The following is a 20286-nucleotide window of genomic DNA, read 5'->3' on the forward strand; positions in this document are numbered from 1 at the left end:
ATGTCGGGGCATGGATCGCCTGACCGCCATCGTCTCGTTCGTGCGCACGGCGGAGACTTCGAGCTTCGTGGCAGCCGGGAGGCAGCTCGGCATTTCCGCGTCGGCGGTAGGCAAAAACGTCGCCAAGCTCGAGGAGAAGCTCGGCGTGCGGCTGTTCCATCGAACGACGAGGCGCGTGCGACTGACGACGGAAGGCGCGCTCTACTACGAGCGCTGCCATCGCATTCTGGACGACTTGGAAGAGGCCGAGAACGTCGTGACCGACGCGAGTCAGGTTCCGCGCGGGCTCTTGCGGATCAGCACGCCGACGGTGGGGTACCGCTTCCTGCTCCCCGTTTTGCCCGAGTTCACCGCGCTCTATCCGGACATCGAGCTCGATCTCGACTTCGACGATCGCATGGTCGATGTCATCGAAGAAGGATTCGACGCGGTCATCCGGAGCGGCAATCTCCGCGATTCGCAGCTCGCGTCTCGACGTCTCGGCGCCTTTCGCTTCGTTCTCTGCGCTTCACCCGAATACTTGCGAGCGCATGGCACGCCTCGCTCCGCCGAAGAGCTCGAGCGCCATCGGCAGATTCACTTTCGAATTCCCACCACGGGAAAACTGCAGGAGTGGCAAGTGAAGCGAGCCAGCGCGGAACGCCCGCTTCGCGCCCGCACGGTACTGACCTGCAACAATTGCGAAGGGCTGCGGATGGGCGCGATCGAGGGCATGGGCATCGCGTACATGCCGGACTTCCTCGCACGCGAAGCCCTCGACGATGGACGACTCGTGAGCGTTCTCGACCCGCTCCTCGTCAATCCGCACCGCTTCTGGTTGCTCTGGCCTTCGAGTCGGCGGCTCTCGCCGAAGCTCCGCGCCTTCGTCGATTTCGTCTCCAGCCGCCTTTTCACTCCTCCTACCGAACGGGAATCGCCCCGACGTCGTTGAGTGGCTTCGTTCCCATCCCCGCTGGGAAGCCGTAGCTCGCGTAGCGATCCCAGCCCCAGACCGTGAGGCCGAAGGGAGCTTTGCTCGACGCGCGGTGGACGCCGTTGTCGCAATTTCCCTGGGGGAAACCTGCACGGACGAGATCGACGTAGGCCACTTGATAGCCGCTGCCGCCGACCGACTGCCAGTTGCCGACCGTCCCCAAGCAATCGAGCTCGATGTCTTCGTATTTGCCTTCCGCGGGCGCACGAACGAAGACGAGATTCGTGTTGCCGTACGTGGGATCGGTCAAGAACACGTACGACGAGAGATACTGGCCAATCGGCACCACGTTCACGAACTCGGGATCACCGTCGTTCGTCGAGATGGGGCCGCCGGCCGTCATGTACGAGGCAACGTAAATCGGATGTGTCGGATCTTGGCTGCGGACCACGAACGGCCCCGGGGCCCAGAACTCGGCCCATTTGCCTCGATCGAGTGTCGTGGGAGCACCGGGCACGGGCGGATCGTACGTCAGCGTGGTGCCATCGGCGGCGGCGAGGATACGCCACGGCGTGGTCTCCGGCTCGGCGGGTCCCTGGCGATCACGATAGCGCGTGGCCACGTAGCCATCGCCGAGGAGCCGAATCGGCGGCAGCTGCTGATGCACCGTATCGCACGCAGGTGACGTGTTGGGGATCGTGATGCACGTCGTGCCTCCGACGAGCGACACGGGCTTGTCCGCCGCGACAGGCGTACCGTTGACCTCTTCGACCTGGGTGAACTGGACGAACTCGCCACGTCGAAGCGTGAGTTGGGTCGTTTGCCCCTTCTCGACCTGCGGAGCGCCGCCGGCGCTGCTCAAGGTGGCGGTGGGAACGAGCGTCACGTGCGTGTCGTCTTCTTGCGCGAGGATCTGGAAGTACGGCAGCGCGCCTTGTTTGGCCGTATCCGAATCGGCCGAATAGCCATCCATGGCCAGGTTGTCGGTGGCCCACGCCGAGGTGGGCAAGAGCAGCGAGCTGCTCGGGATGTAGCTTGCGGCTCCACCGTACGGATAGATGTCGTACGCCACCACGGGGGCCGATGCCCGCACGTGGAACGTCTTGCCATAACCGCTTCCACGAACCTCCGTCTGCCCGATGATCGCGGCGCCCACGCCCTCCGGGCAAGGCGCGTAGGTGTCGTTGAAGTCGTTGGGTTGCGGCGGCTGCTGCGCAAGAAAGAGAACCGCGAGCTCGCCCGCCGGAAGCTTTCCTTCGGGCAGCAGGTCGTAACGAATGTCTTTTCCACGCCCGCGAGGAATACGGAAGTAGCTCGAGGAAATGGATTGACCGTCGTATTCGACGCTCAACGTGACCGGCGAATTCCAGGTATTCGCCACCATCACGGCGTAACAAGAGAAGTCGTAATCGGGAAAGAACGTTCCGCGCGCCGACGGTTTGGCGGCGAAGTATTCGCAGCCCACGGTGCTCTGCGTCTTCAACGCAGCCTCACAACCGGGAACACATCGATTGTCGAGACACGAGCTATCCGAATCGCACGCCGTGACCACATTGCCCTTACAATCGACGATGGCACGCCCGTCGGCTGCACACGCGATGGTGCAGTCGGCGGGTGGAAACTGCTGCTGGGGCGGGTCGTCGAAACCGTCGTTGCTCGAACTGCACGAGGCGCCAAGAGACAGGGCCGTGAGCGCACAAGCCGCCGTGGCCGCGCGAGCGAACGGACGTTGTCGCGAGCGACGCGCATCGGCGCCGAAGACCTCCGGTTTGCTCGCGAAATCATGGCGAGCAGTGCACGACAGCGCGATCGGCGCGACGGAGCTGCGCTGGAGCGATGGCAAGAGAAGCGACGAACGACGACTCATGGCGAAATCCCCACGGTCTCAGGTTGGAGATGAGTAAGCGGGTCGGCTTTTCCGATCCCGAGCTGGCCCAGCGAGTTGCCGCCCCAGCACTGCACGCCGCCGGTGACGAGCACGGCGCACGTGGCCGAATCCATCGTCACCATGCGCACCGGTCGTGCCGAAAGTCCGGCCACGACAACCGCTCCGAAGTGAACCTCCGAATCGCCCCCACCGAGCTGCCCTCGTGTGTTGTCGCCCCAGCATCTGGCCGAGCCGTCCGAGAGCGTGGCGCACGCCGTTTTCCTGCCGACAGCGATCGTCTGCGCGTAGACGCCCTTCGGCGCGCTCAGCGCGACAGGCGACGGATAGACCGAAGACGTTCCGTTCGCGCCCACACCCCAGCAGTGCACCTGCCCATTCGCGATGGCGCACGCCCTTCCCTCACTGGCCGCCACGGCGGACGCGTGTGCGAGATCGATTCGCCCTGGGGGCGCGACATCGAGCGAAACTTCGCGCCCGAGCACGCCGACGCCCGGCCCGAACATGTCGCCGCGCAATCCCCACGACTCCAGCGACGCATTCGATGCGAGCGCGACGGTGCCGCGATCGGCAAGTGCCAACGCATCGAGCTTACCGACCGAGTCCAATCGCGACGGGCCGAAGGGCACTCCATCACCGAGCGGCTGACCGGGCATTTGGCCCGATACGTTGTCGCCCCAACAGGTCATGCCCGATGTCGTGTGGGCTGCACAAGCCATCGAACGGCCGATGGCGATCGAGGCCACACCGGAGGCGCCCTCCACGGCCATCGCCGTCGGCGAAGATTCGACATCGACCGCGCCGTCGACGACGCGCCCCAGAACGCCGAACGTGTTGGAGCCCCAGCAGGCCACCGTCCCGTCCGAGCGGCGGGCGCAGTACGCATCGCTCGGAACGGAGATCGCCCCCGAGAGTTGCGTGACGTTCGCGAGCCCCGCAACGGCACTCGGCGTGCCGGAGAGATCGCCGCCTTCCGGTCCGCGACCGAGCTCGCCGGACGCATTGCTTCCCCAACAGCGAACGGTGCCGTCTTCCACGCGCGCACACACCGAGGAGGCCCCGGCGGCGAGCTCGAGGACGCACGGCGTCACGCTGCAGGCCACAGGGTCGACCGCGGCGTCGACGATGACCTCCGCTCCCGTATCGCTCGCGGCGTCGTTCACCGCGACGTCTGCACTTGCTGCATCGGTGGGCGTGCCGCCGGCGTCGTTCGAGGGCGTCTCCCGAGGAGGAGTGTCGTCGCTCGAACTGCAAGCCACGATAGCGAACGCACACGACGCCCAAATGCCGAAGCCGAGCGTCGTCCATCGAACGAGACGTGTCGTCGTCTTCATGGCGCCTTCCTTCGCAGAGCGATGCCTTCACCGACGATGAAGAGCTCGCCTGCGCTCGATCCCGTGACCGACGTCAGATTGGCCGTGAGCGGTGCTCCGTTGAAGACGAGCGCGAGCGGCTTCCACGACGTTCCGTCGTAATGATAGATGCGGCCGACGTCACCGACCGCCCAGACATCCGTGCTCGAACGAGCCCAGAAACTCCGCAGAGGAATCGGCGGCTGGAACGCGTCGAGCTCCCAGCCCGTCTCGGTCTCCGCCGACTTCGCGAATGCGCCGGCGGCCGACCACCAACTCACTCCCTCGACGGCAGCCCCGGCGGTCACGTCATGCACGCCGAAGGGCTGGACGAAGGACGCATCGAACCGCGCGAACAGCCACGACGGCTCTCCACCGTCGCCGGCGACGAGACGGCCCACGGCGCCGAAGTTGTCGCCCCAGTCGGGGTCGAACACCGAGCCGCCGACGTAGACGTCGTTCGGGCCTCGTCCCCAGATGCACGAGAAATCCCCTTCGACCGTCCCGGCGGATTCCCATTCGCCCTGCGCCGACGAGCGGAAGATGCGCCCACCGCCGCCCACGATCCAGGACTGGTCGGCATTTGCGAACCAGCTGCCACGTAGGTCCGCTTCGAAGGCCTCGGTCGTGAAGGACAGCGCAGCAGCATCACCGCGAAAGACGACGCCCTGCCCGTCGACATCCGAAACACCGACGGCCAAGAGCTTGCCGGCGCCATTGCCGGACAGCGACACGAGGCGAACGTTCCGCGCACTCGAACCGACGGCGAGTTGCACTTGCCGCTCGACCTTCCATGCGTCGTTCTCGAATCGCAGGAGCTGGGTCGTAGCGCCGTCGTCACGGCCGGCAACGCCGTTCGCGATGGCCCACACACCCACGGTCGAATCGGCATAGACGCCCGAAAACAGCCATTCCGAAATGCCATATCCGGCGGCGTTGGGGAGGTCGACGAGACAGAATTCACCGCTGCAGCGCAAGACCTCGCCATCGACGCGCGCGTCGCTGGCGTCCGCAGCATCCGCGGCTTCGACGTCGGGGAGCTTGGAGCCGCCATCGACCGGAGATTCGGTCTCCCGCGGAGGCTCGTCGTTCGACGTTGCGCAGGCCACCACGAGAACCATGCTTGCGCTGGCCAAACACGCCCAGCCCCACGCGCGTGGGGCGGATACGAAATACCGAGTTCGCTTCACGGCGCGTCTCCTGACGTGCTCGCCGTTCGAAGGACCACACCTTCTCCGGCAATCCAGACGTCGTGCCCTGCTCCGGTGACCGAACGAAGTCTCGGACGGCTCGTGGGCACGAAGGGAACGGGCGCGACCGACCATTCCGCGCCGTTCCAATGAATCACGGCTCCGTGGTCACCGACGGCCCAGATGTCGTTCGCCGAGGCGCCCCAGAGGCCGTAGAGATCGTCCGTCACTGGAGAAGGAACGACGGTCCACGCTTCACCACCCACCCAATGGCGAATCACGCCTTGCGCGCCGACGGCCCAGACGTCGTTTTCGCCGGATCCCCAGAGCGCCTTCAGGCCTCGCAGGGAGCTCGAATCGGTCTCGACGAGCTTCAGACGCGGAGGCCCGCCCCCGTCACTCCCGCCATCGGCCTCGGCTCCCGCGCTGCGGTAGATCTTGCCGTCGTCGCCCGCGAACCATTGCGTGGTCGCGCTCTGTACCCAGACGGCGCGGAACGTCGGGCAGCCGCGCGACGCGTTGTACCAGGTGCACGAAGGAGAGACGGGCCACCACTTCGCCCCTTCCCCGTCGGCGTTCGTGAAGCGCCAGATATCGTCGCCACCGAGCGGGTCGTCCCACGACACAACGACCTCACCGACCGCGAAGGCTTCGGCCGTTCCGTAAGGGGCGATGCCCGTGACCATGCCCGAGAAGCTGCCGTCGACAATGGGTGCGCCGCCGTCCTCCGCCGGACGATCGAGCGCGAAGAACGAATGCCCGTTGCTCGCGGCCCAGACCGTTCCATCCGAGAGGCCCGCGACGGCGAGCATCGTGTACTTCGTCCCCGTCGGGATCTTCGACCAACCGTTGCCGTCGAAGTGGGCGGCGAAGCCCGACGAGCCCACGAGCCACACGTCCGTCGAGGAACGCGCCCAAATGCCGTTGAGCGAACGGGTATCCGTCTCCGGAACGCTGACTCGGCAAAACGCTTCGGTGCAGCGAGAAACTGTGGCGGCATCCGCAGCGTCTTCGAGCGAGGCATCCTGGCCGTCCCCGGAGTCCCGTGCGCCGGCTTCGAGTTGCGTCTCGGGCGTCTTCCCCTCGGGCGCATTGTCATCGGACGCGGCGCACCAAAGCTGTGTGCCCGCAAGCCCCGAGAAGGCCGCCAGGCGAACCAGCAGACGCGAGGTCGCAGGGACGCGCTTCGTGAGGTTCGGATTCATCGCGTCGGCCCTTCCTCGCACGGCTCCACGAGACAGGTTCCCTGCACGCACGGCTGCCCGACCGAGAGATCACACTGCACGCCGCACGCACCGCAGTTGTTGGGGTCGGCGTTCACGAACGTCTCACACCCGTTGCTCGCCACGCCGTCGCAATCCGCGTAGCCGGGCGCACACTCGATTTCACACTGACCGAGTCGGCAAACCGTCGTGGCCGGATATCCGGCAAACGGGCATCGATTCTCGCATGCCCCGCAGTTCGAACGATCGTCGTCGAGATTGGCGCAATACGAGAACCCGAAGGACGACACACAGAGCGTCTCGGCGGCGGAGCACTTGCACGTACCGAATTGGCAGAACTGCCCCGGCGCGCAGGCGATTCCGCATCCACCGCAATTCGAAGCATCCTCGTTGATATTGATTTCACAACCGTCACCGAGATCGTCGTTGCAGTTCTTGAAACCGCCCTCGCATTTCTGCTTTCCACACGTACTGTCGACGCAGCCGTAGCGCATGTTCGTCGGCGCGGGTTCGGAGCTCTCGGGACAGACGTTGCCGCACGTGCCGCAATTGAGGTCGTCGGTCGAGAGGTCGAGACATTCGGCGCCACACCGCGTCTCGTCACACGACGACAATCCAGCCGGACATCCGCAGCTGCCGAGAATGCACGGCAATCCGGCGGGACAGGCGATTCCACATCCACCGCAATTCTTGGTGTCGCACTGGAGATCGACTTCGCAGCCGTCGGCGACGTCCTTGTTGCAATCGGCCGTGTGCTTGGTCTTATCCGCCGAACACGACATTCGGCACTCACCGGATTGGCAAAACCATTCGGCGCCGAAGACGGCGCGGGCTTCTTCGCCGTGCGGGCACTGGATCCCGCAGGCTCCGCAGTTGTCGTTGTCGGAGTCGAAGTTCGTTTGGCAGCGGAACGCATCGTCCGGACACGTGCCGTACGGAACGGGGCATTCGGTGGCGACGCAAAGAGCACGATTGCTGCTCTCGCTCGCGTCGGGCACTTCACCGCCCTCGCCCACGAGGCCCGGCGTTCCGGAATCAGGGTCGTCGAATCCGCCGAGCGCCACGGGATCGCCGCACGCCGCGGCCGATACCGCTGCGAAAAAGGCAATTCCGAGCATCGCGAGAATCGCGACGTTGCCGTGTCCTACTCGAGTCATCGGTTCTCCACGCCGCGCTATGGCCGACGGCGAAGACGTCGATCAAGGATTCGTCGACGCCTGGATACGTTCTTGGACCGCCCGCACGCGTCGTGCTTGAGGTCCTTTTGGATGAACGGAGAGAAACGCCTTCGCGAGCTCGCCGGCGCGAGCCAAGCGTTCGTTACCTCCGGCTTGGACCAGCGCTTCGATGCGAAGCACTTGGGACTCCGGCATCAACGTGCCCGAGGCGAATTCGCGATCGTGCGTATCGAGGATCCCCATCGCACGAGGAGCATCGCCGCCCATGAGGGCCGAGCGTGCGCCTGCCAAAAGCTCGACTTCGCGCGCGAGACTCGGTTCCGACTCGTCGGCAAGAGCCGGCCGATTGGCGGCCGTTCGTGCGCTCGTCGTCGCCACGGGCTTCGCCGAGGGCACGGCCGGAAGGTCCTCGACGCGTGAGGAAGGAACGACAGGAGCGGCAGGCTCCGCGAGCGTGGGCGCCGCCACGGGCACCGCTTCCGCGACGTGCACGCTCTCGGAGCGCTGTTCCACGCTCGGCGACGGAGGCTTGCGATGATCGATGAGCTTGAAACCGAAGCCGGCCACCACGATCGTCGCCGACACGAGGAGGCCCTTCGGCCCCCACGTTCGCGCCCACGTCGAGAGCGACCCCATGGCGACCGTGCCGCTTCCCGGTCCCGCCAGCCCGAGCGACTCGAGGATGCGCCCTTCGGCGCCTTCGGGCGCACGTTCGCGCTGGCCGGCGCGAAGCAACGCGCGCTCGAACGCGTCCGAGCTTTGCTTCGTGATCGGGGTGAAATCGTCCGAGCTCAAGGTTGCCTCATCGCGCGCTTCATCCGTTCGACGGACGCGTGGAAATGCTCTCGTGCACGCCTCAATCGCGAGGCGACGGTGCCGGTGGGAATGCCGAGGATCTCGGCGACCTCCGCGGTGCTCAGCTCCTCGAGCTCGCAGAGCACGAAGACCGCCCGCGGATCGTCGGGCATCGATTGCAAGATGGAGTCGAGGAGAGTGCGGGCGTGCTTCTCGTCGAGCATCGCCTCGGCGCTCGGCGTTTCGTCGATGGGCTCTTCGACGTCCACGTCGGGAATCTCGCGCCGCCGTGATTGGGCACGACGAACCTCGGACGACACGCGAACGACGATGCCGAAGAGGAAGCTGCGTTCGTGCTCCTCCCCGACGGTCAAGAGCTTCCGCGACAGAACCATGAAGACTTGCTGCGCGGCGTCTTCGGCGAGGTGTTCCGCAACGCCAAGGCGCCGAAGATTCCGCCAGACGAAATCGCCGTATTCATGGACGAGACGACGTAGCCGGGCGTCGTCCGCCCTCTCCGTCGTTCCCGATGCCCGCAGCAGGGCTCCCGGCGATGCCAGCCCCAAGTGACCTCCCTGTTCCAACCGTGTTCAGCGCGCGATGGCCGGCGATCGGCCGACTGATCACGAAAAGAGCGCCCACGAGCCTTACACCCGGGAACTCTCCTGACTAGGCGCGGAGGGCCGGTGACTCAGGGGAATGTCAGGCCGACACCCACGTTTCCGACGAGCATGACCGCGGGCACGCGATAGACGGGCAGCTGCGGGCGAAAGAAGAAATCGTCGCGAATCAGGGGCACCGTCAGGCCGAATGCCGCTTCGAGCGAGAGCGGGCCCACGACGAACCATCGCCCTTGGAGCAGCCCACCGATCGAAGCCCAAGCGCGACGTTCGTGGAGAGCTGGACCATACGCGGCCGACGATGCGTCGACGGCTCCGACCGAAGCGTCGAGACATGGCCGAAGCGCGAGCGGTGGCGATCGGTGAGCTCTTGCATTCGAGCCCATCGCCGTAACGCAGCCCTCGAGCGACGCCGTGTTCAAGCGGAAGAAGGCCGGGCGGCCGTCGGGATCGGCCGTGAACGATTGGCTGCGCGCGAAGCGAAGGCGAAGCGCCGGTTCGAGGAACGTGTGGAGGTCGCCTTCCACCCAGACCGATTCACCGAGTACGAGCTCGCCCAGGCCGTAGGCGTCGAGGCTCACTCCGACGCTCGCGCGAAGCCCAGAGCCGCGCGTGGAAGCCGAAGCCTGTTTGCCAGTCGGCGTGGCTTTCGTCGTCGACGCATCGCTTTGCAGTGCGCCGTCGGAGCTCGCATCACGAGCCCCCTTTGGCTCGTGGGCGCCCGCATCGTTGGCTACCCCCACCTCCGCCGGTGGGGCCTCGTGGACCGCCCCACCGGCGGTGGCCAGTGGGTCGATGGTGAGCGCCGTGATGAGCGCCACCGCGGCGAGGACTTCAGAGCACGTTTTTCCAGGTACGCGGCGTTCGAGCTCGTCGTGCTCTTCGCCCTCGAGGGCGGGCCCGACGAGGTCCAGCCGAGCGACGAAACCATTGCCCGATGGCGTGATACGGACCACGAGCGACCGCGCGGGCTCGCCGGGCTCGGCTCTCCTGACACGCGCGGTGTGCGCGCGCACGCGATCGAACAGCGTCGGACTCGAAGGGCACGCCTCCGGAGCCGACAGCTCGACGCGGAGAGGTTCGAGGTCTGTCGGAGCCGCGGACGAAGCCGACGCGACGACGAGCGCGATGGCAGCGATGCCGGCGATGACGAACCATCGCACCGCGCGGATGCGACTCGGCGAAAACCCTCTGACCACGAGCTCCGGCCCGAATCTACCACTACCCGCTCTCGAGCATCGCCTCACACGCGGAGCTTCGGCGCTTGGCGAAGGGGGTGCGCTGTCGCGCCGTCGACCAACGTTTCCGACTCGAGCTCGCGCATTGCCTGAGTCGCATCGGGCACGTGGGTTGCACCGTCGGCCGCCCGTAGCGACTCCCCGCATCGACTCGCAGATGCGCAGCTCGGAGGTCATCCCATGCCCGAACCGGAAGTCTACGACGCGGTGGTCATCGGAAGCGGTGAGGCCGGCAAGTTCATGTGTTGGCACCTCGGCTCGCTCGGCCAACGCGTCGTCGTGGTCGAGCGACGCTACCTCGGCGGCGCCTGTCCGAACATCGCGTGCCTGCCGAGCAAGAACGTCATCCACACGGCCAAGGTCGCGTCGTACTTCCGGCGCGCCGAAGAGTTCGGCATGCGCGTCGACGGCTTTCGCGTGGACATGGCGGGTGTCCACGCGAACAAGCAGCGAATGATCGAGGGACTCCACGCCTTGCATCGCTCGAAGTTCGAAGCCAGCCACACGACGTTTCTCTGGGGCTCGGCCAAGTTCGTCGGCGATCGAACGGTCGACGTCACGATGAACGACGGCAGGGAAACGCGCACGCTGCGTGGCACGCGCGTCTTCCTCGACATTGGCTCACGCGCCACGCTCGAGCCCATCCCTGGCCTTGCCGATGCGAAGCCACTGACGCACGTCGAGGCGCTCGATCTCACGATACTGCCCAAGCATCTCGTGATCCTCGGCGGAGGCTACGTAGGCCTAGAGCTCGCCCAGGCCATGCGCCGTCTCGGGAGTAAGGTGACGGTCCTCGAGCGGAGCGAGCGCATCCTGCCTCGCGAAGACGCCGACGTGGCCGATGGCATCGCGCAGGTCTTCGCCGGCGAGGGCATCGAGATTCTCACCCAGGCGAAGGTCTCGCGCATCGAGGGTCGTTCGGGCGATGCAGTCCGCGTCGTCGGCACGATCGCCGGAGAAGAGCGCTCGATCGCCGGCTCGCACCTTCTCGTGGCCACGGGCCGAACGCCGAACACCGACGGACTGGGCCTCGCGAAGGGCGGCATCGCGCTCACTCCGAACGGCTACGTGAAGGTGAACGACCGACTCGAGACGACGGCCGAGAATGTCTGGGCCATGGGCGATTGCGCGGGCTCGCCGAAGTTCACGCACATTTCGTACGAGGACTTCCGCATCGTTCGCGACAACCTCGATGGCGGCCATCGCTCGACGGTTGGCCGTCAGGTGCCCTCGTGCATCTTCACCGATCCGGAGTTCGCGCGCGTTGGCCTCAACGAATCGGAAGCGAGGGAGAAGAAGATTCCCTATCGCCTGGCGAAAGCGCCGATGGCAGCCGTGCTGCGCACGCGCACGCTGAACGAGACCCGCGGTTTCCTCAAAGCGCTGATCGGCGCAAAGGACGACAAGGTGCTCGGCTTCACGGGCTTCGGTTGGAGCGTGGGCGAGCTCTTGCCGCCGTTCCAGCTCGCGATGAAACACGACCTGCCGTACACGGCCATCGACGATCTCGTCGTCACGCACCCGACGATCGCCGAAGGCCTTGGTGTCGTGTTCTCCGGCAAACTCGTGCCGATCTCTGTCTAGCTCGGCTCGTTGGACGTCACGCCTTCGCGGATGAGCACGAACGGCTGGACGACGAGCGACGTCCAGGCCGGGCCTTCGATCTTCGACCACGCCTCGATTTGCTCGAGCGTGGGCTTGCCGATGAGCCCCTTTTCGATCCACGTGCCTACGCGCGCCTTGTCGTCGCGGGCGACCGCTTCCCCGACCTCGAGCAGGTCGAGCGACGGGTCCACGAGGATGACCGCGCCGCGCGCGAGGTGAGCCCGGATGTCCGAAAACTCGATCGGGCCCATCGATGCCAGAAGCGTCTCGCGCATGGCGCACGCCTAGCGCGCTTCGCAACGCGCCGCCATGGCCGTGCGCCGTGCGCTGTCATTGATATCGAGCCGAGGAGGGGCTGAGCTTGTCGCAGCGGCTGCGATTGCTCGCGCGCCCCACACGTGGAAGGCTTCGCGAGAGGATCTCCAGCATGGCCGATCAGCACGCGAACCCGACCCGTGAAACGCCCCTCACCGACGACGACGTCCGTGCGCCTTCACACGCCGAGCGTGCGCGTACGCTCGTCTCGCAGCAGACCACCGGCACGCTCTCGACATTGGATCCCGAGGGCTTTCCTCACGGCTCCTACGTCACGTTCGCGCTCGACGGTGCCAATCCGATTTTCCTCATCAGCAAGCTCGCCACGCACACGCAGCATTTGCTTCGTGACGCGAAGGCCTCACTCATGGTCCACGAGTCGCGCGCCGAAGATCCCCTCGCGAACGGGCGCGTCACGCTCATCGGCAATTGCGCGAAGGTCGAAGATGCCGCCTCCGCGCGCGACGCCTTCCTCGCGCAGCACCCTCGCTCGGCGTACTACGCCGACTTCGCCGACTTCGCGTTCTACCGCCTCGAGCCGAAGACCGTGCGCTACATCGGCGGGTACGGCCGAATGAGCTGGGTCGACATCGAAGACTTCCGCGCAGCCTCGCCGGATCCGCTCGCGCCCGACGCCGAGGGCATCCTCGAGCACATGAACGACGACCACGCCGAAGCGCTCGTCCTCTACGCGCGCGCATTCACGCGGGCGGTGGATGCCGAAGATGCGCTCATGACCGGCATCGATCGCTACGGCTTCGAGCTCAGCGTGGGCACGAAGACCGGGCGCCGGCCTGCACGCATTGCCTTCGACAAGGAAATCGCAACGCCGCTCGAAGCACGACAAGTGCTCGTGGCCCTCGTCAAGCAAGCGCGCGCGAAGCTCGCCTGAGCGAAGGTCAGACCAGGCGAACGGCGAGGCGCATCGCTTCGATCATGCCGCGTGGATCGGCCGTGCCCTTGCCGGCGCGGTCGTACGCCGTTCCGTGGTCGACGCTCGTGCGTACGATGGGCAGGCCGAGCGAGACGTTCACCGCCTCGCCGAAGCCGAGGAGCTTCATCGGGATCGTGGCCTGGTCGTGGTACATCGCGACCACGGCGTCGTATTCCCCCTTCGCCGCGAGACGAAACGCGCTCTCCGCGGGCACGGGGCCGACGAGCTCGACGCCGATCTTCGCTTTGGCGAGGCGCTTTCGTGCGAGCTCGATACCCGGCTCGATCGTGCGCGTCTCTTCGTGTCCGAGGAGACCATTCTCCCCCGCGTGCGGGTTGAGCGCGGCCACCACGACACGCGGCTTGCGCGACTCACGATGGCGGACTCCGAGACGATGCACGAACGAGGCCGTCCAGAACGCCGCGCGCGCGACTTCCTTTTTCGTGATCGCCTTCGGCACGTCGGCGATGGCGAGGTGCGTGGTCACGAGCGACGTGGTGAGCACGTCGGTGTGGAAGGCCATCGTGACCTCGGGCGCACCGAGGCGCGCCGCAAGGTGTTCGGTGTGCCCGAGAAAGCCTCGTGAGCCCTTCGCGCCCGAATGCGCGATGGCGTCTTTGCTGACGGGCCCAGTCACGATGGCATCGGCTTCGCCCGCCGCGACGAGATCGGTCGCAGCGTCGATCCAATGCAGCTGCGCGGCACCTCCGGCGCGCGAAGGACGACCGGGCTTTCGATCGTCCGCCCCGAGCGGTCCGCCGACCTGCAAAACGGCAAACCGCGAGCGTGGGAGATCCCAAGCCTCCGCGGCCGAGTCGACCTGCACGAGCTTCGCCGGATCGACCTTCACGGCCTTGGCTGCCGCCCGAAGGCCGGCAAGATCGCCGACGAGCAGAACGCGCGCGCGATCCCGCGCGCCGAGCTTGGCCGCAGCAGCCACGCTCACCTCGGGGCCAACGCCCGATGGACACCCCACGCTGACGGCGAGCCGCGCAAACTTCATTTGGGCTTCTTTCGCGAGAGCTCCATCGAGCTCGCGTCTTTTCCGGCGACGGGGCTCGGGAGCTTGTAGCCCGCGCCGCGCAGCGTCTCGAGCGGAAACGCGTCGCCGAGCTTCATGCGCAGACGGCGTACATGGATGTCCACCGTGCGCGCGCCGCCTTCGTAGCGAGCGCCCCACACGCGCGAGAGGAGCGTGTCGCGCGAGAATACGCGACCTCGGTTTTGGGCGAGGAACGCGAGCAGCGCGAACTCTTTGGCGGTGAGGACGATCGATCGGCCGTCGACGAGGACCTCGTGTGCCGCGCGGTCGACGAGCAAGCGCCCGACCTTGAAGCGCTCCTCGGTCGAGAACTCGCTGCGACGCCATTCGAGCTGACGGATCCGCGCGTAGAGCTCGACGGGCGTGCACGGCGTGACGATGAAGTCGTCGAAGCCGCTCGCCGGGTCGAACGTGGCGATCTGACGAGGCGAGACGGTGACGAGCGCCGGCGTCTCGGCGAGCTCGATCGTCTTGCGGACCGCTCGGAGCGCGGCAACAGCGAGGTCGGGCCGCTCGCCGGCCTCGATCACGATCACCCGTGCGTGCGCGCCCTCCTGGTCGAAGAGCGACGAGCCTTCGTCCCAGAGGTCGAGGGTCCGAACGTCGGCGCCGAGGGTGCGGACGAGAGCAGCCGCCCCCTCGGGCGCTTCGAGGTCAGGCCCATGGCCGATGACGACGACGAACGAGCCCATGGAACGTGGCGCGGTTTACACCAGACCGACACGCGAGGCGACAGGATTATGTCGCACCGCGTCAATCCGGATGGCTGCGCGTCTTTCAGACTTTCGTTCCGCCGACGGTGATCGAGCTGATCTTGATGGTCGGGCAGCCGACGCCGACCGGCACGCTCTGCCCGTCCTTGCCGCAGGTCCAGATGCCGTCCGACGTCTCCACGTCGTTTCCGAGCATGACGACCTTACGGAGGACGTCGGGACCGTTGCCGATCAGGTTCACGCCCTTGAGCGGGGCGGTGATCTTGCCATCTTCCACGAGGTAGCCCTCGGTGAGCGAGAAGACGAAGTCGCCGTTCGAGATGTCGACCTGACCGCCACCGAACTTCTTGGCGAAGATGCCCTTCTTGACGCTCCTCAGGATCTCGCCCGGATCGTGGGGCCCGGCGGTGAGGATGGTGTTGGTCATGCGGGGCATGGGCGCGCACGCGAAGCTCTCGCGGCGGCCGTTTCCGCTCGGGCCGAGCTTGTAGTGGTGGGCGCTCAGGCGGTCGTGCATGTAACCGACGAGCTTTCCGTTCTCGATGAGGACGCTCGAGCGGGGCTCGTTGCCCTCGTCGTCGACGTTGATCGATCCGCGCGACTGGAGGAGCGTCGCATCGTCGATGACGGTGCAGAGCTCGCTGGCCACGAGGTTCCCGATCTGGCCGGCGTAATTGCTCGTGCCCTTGCGGTTGAAGTCGGCCTCGAGGCCGTGACCGACCGCTTCGTGCAGGAGGATGCCGCTGTCGCCGGGGGCGAGCACGACCTCCATCTGACCGGCGGGCGCTTCCTGCGCGTCGAGCATGAGAATGGCGAGCTCGGCGGCGTTCTTGGCGTGCCACTCCGGGGATTTCCCGTCGAAGTAGCCGATGGTCGTGCGCCCACCGCCTCCGGAGCTGCCTTCCTGGCGCTTGCCGTTGTGCTCGGCGATGACGCGAACGCCGAAGCGCATGAGCGGCTGCACGTCGCGCGCAAGCTTGCCGTCGCTCGTGACCACCAGGATTTCCCTGATTTCCTCGGCGAACGAGCACTCGACCTTCAGAACGCGGGGGTCGTGGGCGTGGGCGGCGGCCGCGGCGCGCTCGAGAATCTTCCGCTTCTCGATGCCGGGCACGTCGAGCGTCACCGTGTCGAGCTCGTAACGGCTCGGTAGCGATCGGACCTCCACCTTCTGGGGGACCGGCGCTCCGCCGCCCGAGGCAATCGAGGCGGCCGTCTGGGCGGCGCGCTCCATGGCTTCCCAATCGAGCTTCTCGGTATAGGCGTAGCCCGTGGCGTCACCCTGCTGGGCGCGGACGCCGAGGCCCATCGAGACCCCGCGCGAGGCACTCTTCAGAATGCCTTCGTCGTAGACGAGGCCGCCGGCGGCTCGGTACTCGAAGAAAAGATCTGCGTAGTCCGCACCGCGCGAGAGCGCGACCGCGAGAAGCTTCGAGGCGAGCTGAGCATCCACCTCGCTGGCACCGCCCGGACCGAACGGAGCCTTGTAAAGCGCAGACTGTGTCGGCATGGCGAGCAACGTAACCGCGAACGCACGCGCGGGCTACGTCGACCGCTCGAACCCGACGAACCACCAGAACGCTGGGCTCATGGGCAGGGGCAGCCCTATAGTGCGCGCCCAAGCAACGAGGGCGCCCAAAAACGAGCCCCAAACGAGCCCAAAAACGAGACCGGTCATCGACCGGTCACGAGACCGATCCGATGACGCAGCTCTTTCTCGCTCTCCACATTTTCGCCAACACCGTCTGGATCGGCTCGATCGCCGCCGTCGGCTGGCTGACGGCCGCCTCCTCCCGGACCGAAATCAGCGAGCGGGCCGATGCCATCGCCCAGGTCGCGCTGCAGCTCTATCGACGGGTGGCCGTTCCAGCCTTCCTCATGAGCTTACTGTTCGGCGTGGCCCGCCTTCTGGAGGCCCCGGGCGCCTACATGCGCCTTCATTGGTTCCACGGAAAGCTCACGGCCGCCTTCGTGGTCATCACCCTCCACCACTTCATCGGGGCGAGGGCACGCAAGGCCGCGTCCGGAAGTAGGCAAGCTGGCAGAAGTAGCGTTATTCTGACCGGTGCCACGTTGGCGTTTGCCTTTCTCACCGTCATCTTCGCCGTGCTCAAGGGGATGCTTGTTCCGTGACGTCGGCCTTGAAGAGTCTCCTTTACGCGACGATCGGTCGTGAGGATGTCGTCGCGAATGTCGACGCGATACGCTGCTGCTCGGTACGGAAAGTAACCCGCTTGTCCCTTCGCTCTTCACCTTCCAGCGCGCAACGCGAGCAACACACGCAGGTCCGATCCGCTCGGTCCTCGTCGCAAGGGAGCCCCCGTTAACGTGGCGATTGATCGCGACAAGGTGCTCCAGGCCGCCCAGAAGTACGTCGAGAAGAAGAAGTACGACAAGGCCGTCCTGGAGTATCGCAAGCTGATCGATGCAGATCCGAACGACGCTCGGACTCTGCTCAAGATCGGTGACCTGCAAGCCAAGCAGGGCCTGCACGCGGACGCCATCTCGACCTACGAGAGCGTCGGGCGCCTCTATGCGCAGCAAGGTTTCGCGCTCAAAGCGATCGCGGTCTACAAGCAGATCCGCGAGATCATCGCGAAGCACGTTCCGCAGCTCGAAGAGCGTTACGGGCACATCGCGCCGAAGCTCGCCGAGCTCTACCAGCAGCTCGGCCTGACCAGCGACGCGCTGGCCGCGCTCGACGAAGTGGCCACGCGCCTCCAGCGCCAGCAGCGCGATCAGGAGGCGATCGAAGTCTTTCAGAAGATCGTCGAGCTCGATCCCACGAACCCGCTCCCGCACTTGCGTCTCGCCGAGGCGTTCTCGCGCGTGAAAGACGTCGAGGGCGCGGTCTTCGAGTTCAAGACCGCCGCGTCTCAGCTTGCAGGTATCGGCCGTCGCGACGACGCGCTCAAGGTTCTCGAGCGACTCCTTCATCACAAGCCCGATGCCGAGCAGGCGCGCATCTGCGCCGAGCTGTATCTCTCCCGCGCTCAACCGCAGGACGGCATGCAGGCGCTGGCGAAGCTGCAGATCTGCTTCCAAGCGAACCCGCGCGACTTCGACACGCTTGCGCTGCTCGCACGCGCCTTCAACGCCATCGGTCAGGGCGCGAAGGCGATCGAGGTCCAGAAGGAGATGGCGCGCGTCGCGCGTGACTCCGGCAAGCAGGACCTCTTCCGCGAGATCGTCGAGCGCCTGCTTCGCGTCGCTCCGAACGACGAAGGCGTCCGCAAGCTCGCCGGCCAGCTGAGCGGTCAACTCGGAGCAACCGGCGCAGCCATCGCCGCGCCCGCACCTGCGGCTCCGGATTATCCGCAAGCCAGCGGCTTGCAGCGTCCCGCGACGCAGAACATGTACGCGGCTCCGCCGCCGGCGCCGCCGCCTCGCATGCCCACCGCGTCCGCCCCCGATCTCGAGCAGGTCGAGGAGCTCGGATACGAAGAGGTCGACGCGGAAGAGGTCATCGAAGAGGTCTCGCAGGTCGAGACCTACGAAGCCGGTGACGAGGCGGGCGGGTACGAAGACGCGCCCGAGTACGCCGAGGTCGAGACGCGCACGGGCTTCGATCGCGAGCCTTATGCGGGAGGCGCGGCGCATCACGGCCATCAGGCTCACGAGGAGCAAGAGCCGTACGCCACCTACGGCGATCAGACCGAAGAGCCCGCCGAGGGTTACGGCGAGCCGGAAGACCTCGCCGAGCAGATCCAGAAAATCATCGGCGACGCCCACGCGTTCCGTCGCGTGCGCCTCTACAACAAGGCACTCGACACGCTTCGCGCCGGCTTCGATGTCGACCCGCGGTCGATGGACCTCCACGAGGTCTATCGCGATGTCCTCATCGAGTCCGGTCAGACCGAAGAGGCCGTGCAGGAGATGCTCGTCATCGCCGGCCTCTACGTGGATTCGCTCGACGGCGAGTCCGCGGCGCGCGCGCTGCAAGACGTCCTCGCGTTCGATCCGCAGAACCAGCGAGCGATCGAGCTTCTCCAGGAGCTCGGCTACGAGATCGTCGACGAGAACGAAGAGGTGGGCGCCGCCTCCGATCTCGAGCAGGACGAGTTCGATCAGTCGCCGGAGCAGACGCCCCTCCCCTCGTACGACCTCGAGGAGATGCGCGCCGCCGACGTGTCCGCGCAGTACGCGGACGATCGCCACGTGTACCGCGGACGCGGCAGCATTCCTCCCGAGGGGCACGGCGCGCTCCCGAGCTTCCCGCTCGAAGAGCCCGAAGCACGCACGCGCGTCCCGGGTCAGTACGAGCTCGATCAGTACGAACCGAACGAATACGACCCGAACGGGTACGACGCCGATCCGACGGCGGGCGCCACGGCTCCCCCGCACGACGCCGAGGCCTACGCCGCCTCGACGTATGCACCTGGTCCGCCGTCCGTTCTTCCCCCGCCTCCCGCTCCGCCTCCGCTCGCGATCAGCCCGTCGAGTGCAGCGGCAGCGCATCACGATCTCGAAGACGCGCTCGACGAAGCGGAGTTCTTCTGCTCGCGCGGACTCTTCGACGACGCACGCGCGATCCTCGTCGAGCAGCTCGGTCGCTATCCGAACAATCCGCTCCTTCGCGAGCGGCTCGCCGAGCTCGACGCACAAGAAGAGCAGCGTGGCAGCGGCGCACGCGAGAAGCCTCGCGAGGAGCAACAGCAAGCATCGCAGGAGAGCGGTTACGACATCGGCGCGTCGCTCGATGCCCTCGAGGGGCTCGACTACGGCGATGTGGAGCCTGCCGAGGGCTACGCGAACGACGATCAGCAGGTCGACGTCGAAGAGGTCTTCGCCAAGTTCAAGGAAGGCGTCGCCAAGCAGATCAGCGTCGACGACTCCGAGTCGCACTACAACTTGGGCATCGCCTACAAGGAGATGATGCTCGTCGACGACGCCATCCGCGAGTTCGAGGTCGCATCACGCGATCCGATGCGCGAGTGCGTGTGTCGCTCGATGATCGGCATGATCGAGATCGAACGCGGAAACCTCAACGAGGCGATCGAAGCGTTCCTCGCCGGCCTCAACGCCGCCATCAAGGAGCCGCAGCAGGAGACGATGCTCTGCTACGAGATCGGCGCAGCGTACGAGGCGAAGAAGCTGGGTAAGGAGGCGCTCACCTACTACCAGAAGTGCATGCGCCGCGATCCGAACTACCGTGACGTGCAGGAGCGCGTGCGTCGACTCGCGAAGAACGAGCCGAAGACGCCCCTTCGCCAAGCGGCGGTCGGTGCAGACGACGAGTTCGATCGCGCGTTCGACGACCTCGTCAGCAAAGCCTGAAGGGCA

At 66.2% G+C, this 20286-nt stretch carries 17 protein-coding genes; 5 read left to right on the forward strand and 12 right to left on the reverse strand.

Annotated features, from left to right (window positions below):
• Window positions 1–10 precede the first annotated feature (10 nt).
• Entirely contained in the window at window positions 11–931 is a 921-nt protein-coding gene (locus AKJ09_RS48600; protein WP_146654682.1) for a LysR family transcriptional regulator, read from the forward strand.
• Here the strand turns inward: AKJ09_RS48600 and AKJ09_RS48605 are convergent.
• The 8 genes from AKJ09_RS48605 to AKJ09_RS48640 all read right to left on the reverse strand — a co-directional run bounded on the left by AKJ09_RS48605 (window position 900) and on the right by AKJ09_RS48640 (window position 10319).
• Window positions 900–2780, reverse strand: a complete 1881-nt coding sequence (locus AKJ09_RS48605) for an IgGFc-binding protein (protein ID WP_146654683.1) — start codon at window positions 2778–2780, stop codon at window positions 900–902. The two genes, AKJ09_RS48600 and AKJ09_RS48605, sit on opposite strands and share 32 nt — an antisense overlap.
• Window positions 2777–4132, reverse strand: coding sequence for an RCC1 domain-containing protein (locus AKJ09_RS48610; protein WP_146654684.1), 1356 nt, complete (start codon window positions 4130–4132; stop codon window positions 2777–2779). Before AKJ09_RS48610 ends, AKJ09_RS48605 begins: the two co-directional genes overlap by 4 nt.
• On the reverse strand, window positions 4129–5340 hold the full coding sequence (locus AKJ09_RS48615; RefSeq protein WP_146654685.1) for a hypothetical protein: 1212 nt from the start codon (window positions 5338–5340) through the stop codon (window positions 4129–4131). The genes AKJ09_RS48610 and AKJ09_RS48615 overlap by 4 nt, the downstream gene beginning before the upstream one ends.
• Window positions 5337–6545 carry a WD40/YVTN/BNR-like repeat-containing protein gene (locus tag AKJ09_RS48620; RefSeq protein WP_146654686.1) on the reverse strand — a complete coding sequence of 403 codons (1209 nt, stop codon included), beginning with the start codon at window positions 6543–6545 and terminating at the stop codon, window positions 5337–5339. The genes AKJ09_RS48615 and AKJ09_RS48620 overlap by 4 nt, the downstream gene beginning before the upstream one ends.
• Window positions 6542–7720, reverse strand: coding sequence for a hypothetical protein (locus AKJ09_RS48625; RefSeq protein WP_146654687.1), 1179 nt, complete (start codon window positions 7718–7720; stop codon window positions 6542–6544). The genes AKJ09_RS48620 and AKJ09_RS48625 overlap by 4 nt, the downstream gene beginning before the upstream one ends.
• Window positions 7721–7762: 42 nt before the next feature.
• The gene (locus tag AKJ09_RS48630; protein ID WP_146654688.1) at window positions 7763–8536 is read right to left on the reverse strand and encodes a hypothetical protein; all 774 of its coding nucleotides are present in this window, start codon (window positions 8534–8536) and stop codon (window positions 7763–7765) included.
• Window positions 8533–9102 carry an RNA polymerase sigma factor gene (locus AKJ09_RS48635; protein WP_169928568.1) on the reverse strand — a complete coding sequence of 190 codons (570 nt, stop codon included), beginning with the start codon at window positions 9100–9102 and terminating at the stop codon, window positions 8533–8535. Before AKJ09_RS48635 ends, AKJ09_RS48630 begins: the two co-directional genes overlap by 4 nt.
• Window positions 9103–9227: 125 nt before the next feature.
• Window positions 9228–10319 (reverse strand): hypothetical protein, encoded by a 1092-nt coding sequence (locus AKJ09_RS48640; RefSeq protein WP_146654690.1) that lies wholly within the window; start codon window positions 10317–10319, stop codon window positions 9228–9230.
• A gap of 255 nt (window positions 10320–10574) precedes the next feature.
• On the opposite strand from AKJ09_RS48640, the gene AKJ09_RS48645 reads away from it, so the two are divergent.
• Entirely contained in the window at window positions 10575–11978 is a 1404-nt protein-coding gene (locus AKJ09_RS48645) for a dihydrolipoyl dehydrogenase family protein (RefSeq protein WP_146654691.1), read from the forward strand.
• On the opposite strand, the gene AKJ09_RS48650 is transcribed toward AKJ09_RS48645, so the two are convergent.
• Window positions 11975–12274 carry a DUF2288 domain-containing protein gene (locus tag AKJ09_RS48650; RefSeq protein ID WP_146654692.1) on the reverse strand — a complete coding sequence of 100 codons (300 nt, stop codon included), beginning with the start codon at window positions 12272–12274 and terminating at the stop codon, window positions 11975–11977. The two genes, AKJ09_RS48645 and AKJ09_RS48650, sit on opposite strands and share 4 nt — an antisense overlap.
• Window positions 12275–12426: 152 nt before the next feature.
• Here AKJ09_RS48650 and AKJ09_RS48655 point away from each other — a divergent pair, with 152 nt between their 5' ends.
• The gene (locus AKJ09_RS48655) at window positions 12427–13206 is read left to right on the forward strand and encodes a HugZ family pyridoxamine 5'-phosphate oxidase (protein ID WP_146654693.1); all 780 of its coding nucleotides are present in this window, start codon (window positions 12427–12429) and stop codon (window positions 13204–13206) included.
• Window positions 13207–13213: 7 nt separating this feature from the next.
• Here the strand turns inward: AKJ09_RS48655 and pdxA are convergent, their stop codons facing one another.
• The 3 genes from pdxA to AKJ09_RS48670 all read right to left on the reverse strand — a co-directional run bounded on the left by pdxA (window position 13214) and on the right by AKJ09_RS48670 (window position 16513).
• A complete protein-coding gene (pdxA, locus tag AKJ09_RS48660) occupies window positions 13214–14251 on the reverse strand; it encodes a 4-hydroxythreonine-4-phosphate dehydrogenase PdxA (RefSeq protein ID WP_146654694.1) in 1038 nt (345 codons plus the stop codon).
• Window positions 14248–14982, reverse strand: coding sequence for a winged helix family transcriptional regulator (locus tag AKJ09_RS48665; protein WP_146654695.1), 735 nt, complete (start codon window positions 14980–14982; stop codon window positions 14248–14250). The genes pdxA and AKJ09_RS48665 overlap by 4 nt, the downstream gene beginning before the upstream one ends.
• 85 nt (window positions 14983–15067) lie before the next feature.
• A complete protein-coding gene (locus AKJ09_RS48670) occupies window positions 15068–16513 on the reverse strand; it encodes a TldD/PmbA family protein (protein ID WP_146654696.1) in 1446 nt (481 codons plus the stop codon).
• 191 nt (window positions 16514–16704) lie between these two features.
• Between AKJ09_RS48670 and AKJ09_RS48675 the strand changes: the two genes are divergently transcribed.
• The gene (locus tag AKJ09_RS48675; protein WP_146654697.1) at window positions 16705–17136 is read left to right on the forward strand and encodes a CopD family protein; all 432 of its coding nucleotides are present in this window, start codon (window positions 16705–16707) and stop codon (window positions 17134–17136) included.
• Window positions 17137–17331: 195 nt separating this feature from the next.
• Window positions 17332–20280 (forward strand): tetratricopeptide repeat protein, encoded by a 2949-nt coding sequence (locus tag AKJ09_RS48680; protein ID WP_146654698.1) that lies wholly within the window; start codon window positions 17332–17334, stop codon window positions 20278–20280.
• The last annotated feature ends 6 nt before the right edge of the window (window positions 20281–20286 follow it).

The sequence above is a fragment of the Labilithrix luteola genome, assembly GCF_001263205.1.
GTDB lineage: Bacteria > Myxococcota_A > Polyangia > Polyangiales > Polyangiaceae > Labilithrix > Labilithrix luteola.

Bases quoted from the DNA above. Each gene is read 5' to 3' on its own strand.
- AKJ09_RS48600 (WP_146654682.1), top strand. From the start codon at position 11: ATGGATCGCCTGACCGCCATCGTCTCGTTCGTGCGCACGGCGGAGACT.
- AKJ09_RS48605 (WP_146654683.1), bottom strand. From the start codon at position 2,780: ATGAGTCGTCGTTCGTCGCTTCTCTTGCCATCGCTCCAGCGCAGCTCC.
- AKJ09_RS48610 (WP_146654684.1), bottom strand. From the start codon at position 4,132: ATGAAGACGACGACACGTCTCGTTCGATGGACGACGCTCGGCTTCGGC.
- AKJ09_RS48620 (WP_146654686.1), bottom strand. From the start codon at position 6,545: ATGAATCCGAACCTCACGAAGCGCGTCCCTGCGACCTCGCGTCTGCTG.
- AKJ09_RS48625 (WP_146654687.1), bottom strand. From the start codon at position 7,720: ATGACTCGAGTAGGACACGGCAACGTCGCGATTCTCGCGATGCTCGGA.
- AKJ09_RS48645 (WP_146654691.1), top strand. From the start codon at position 10,575: ATGCCCGAACCGGAAGTCTACGACGCGGTGGTCATCGGAAGCGGTGAG.
- AKJ09_RS48650 (WP_146654692.1), bottom strand. From the start codon at position 12,274: ATGCGCGAGACGCTTCTGGCATCGATGGGCCCGATCGAGTTTTCGGAC.
- AKJ09_RS48655 (WP_146654693.1), top strand. From the start codon at position 12,427: ATGGCCGATCAGCACGCGAACCCGACCCGTGAAACGCCCCTCACCGAC.
- pdxA (WP_146654694.1), bottom strand. From the start codon at position 14,251: ATGAAGTTTGCGCGGCTCGCCGTCAGCGTGGGGTGTCCATCGGGCGTT.
- AKJ09_RS48665 (WP_146654695.1), bottom strand. From the start codon at position 14,982: ATGGGCTCGTTCGTCGTCGTCATCGGCCATGGGCCTGACCTCGAAGCG.
- AKJ09_RS48670 (WP_146654696.1), bottom strand. From the start codon at position 16,513: ATGCCGACACAGTCTGCGCTTTACAAGGCTCCGTTCGGTCCGGGCGGT.
- AKJ09_RS48675 (WP_146654697.1), top strand. From the start codon at position 16,705: ATGACGCAGCTCTTTCTCGCTCTCCACATTTTCGCCAACACCGTCTGG.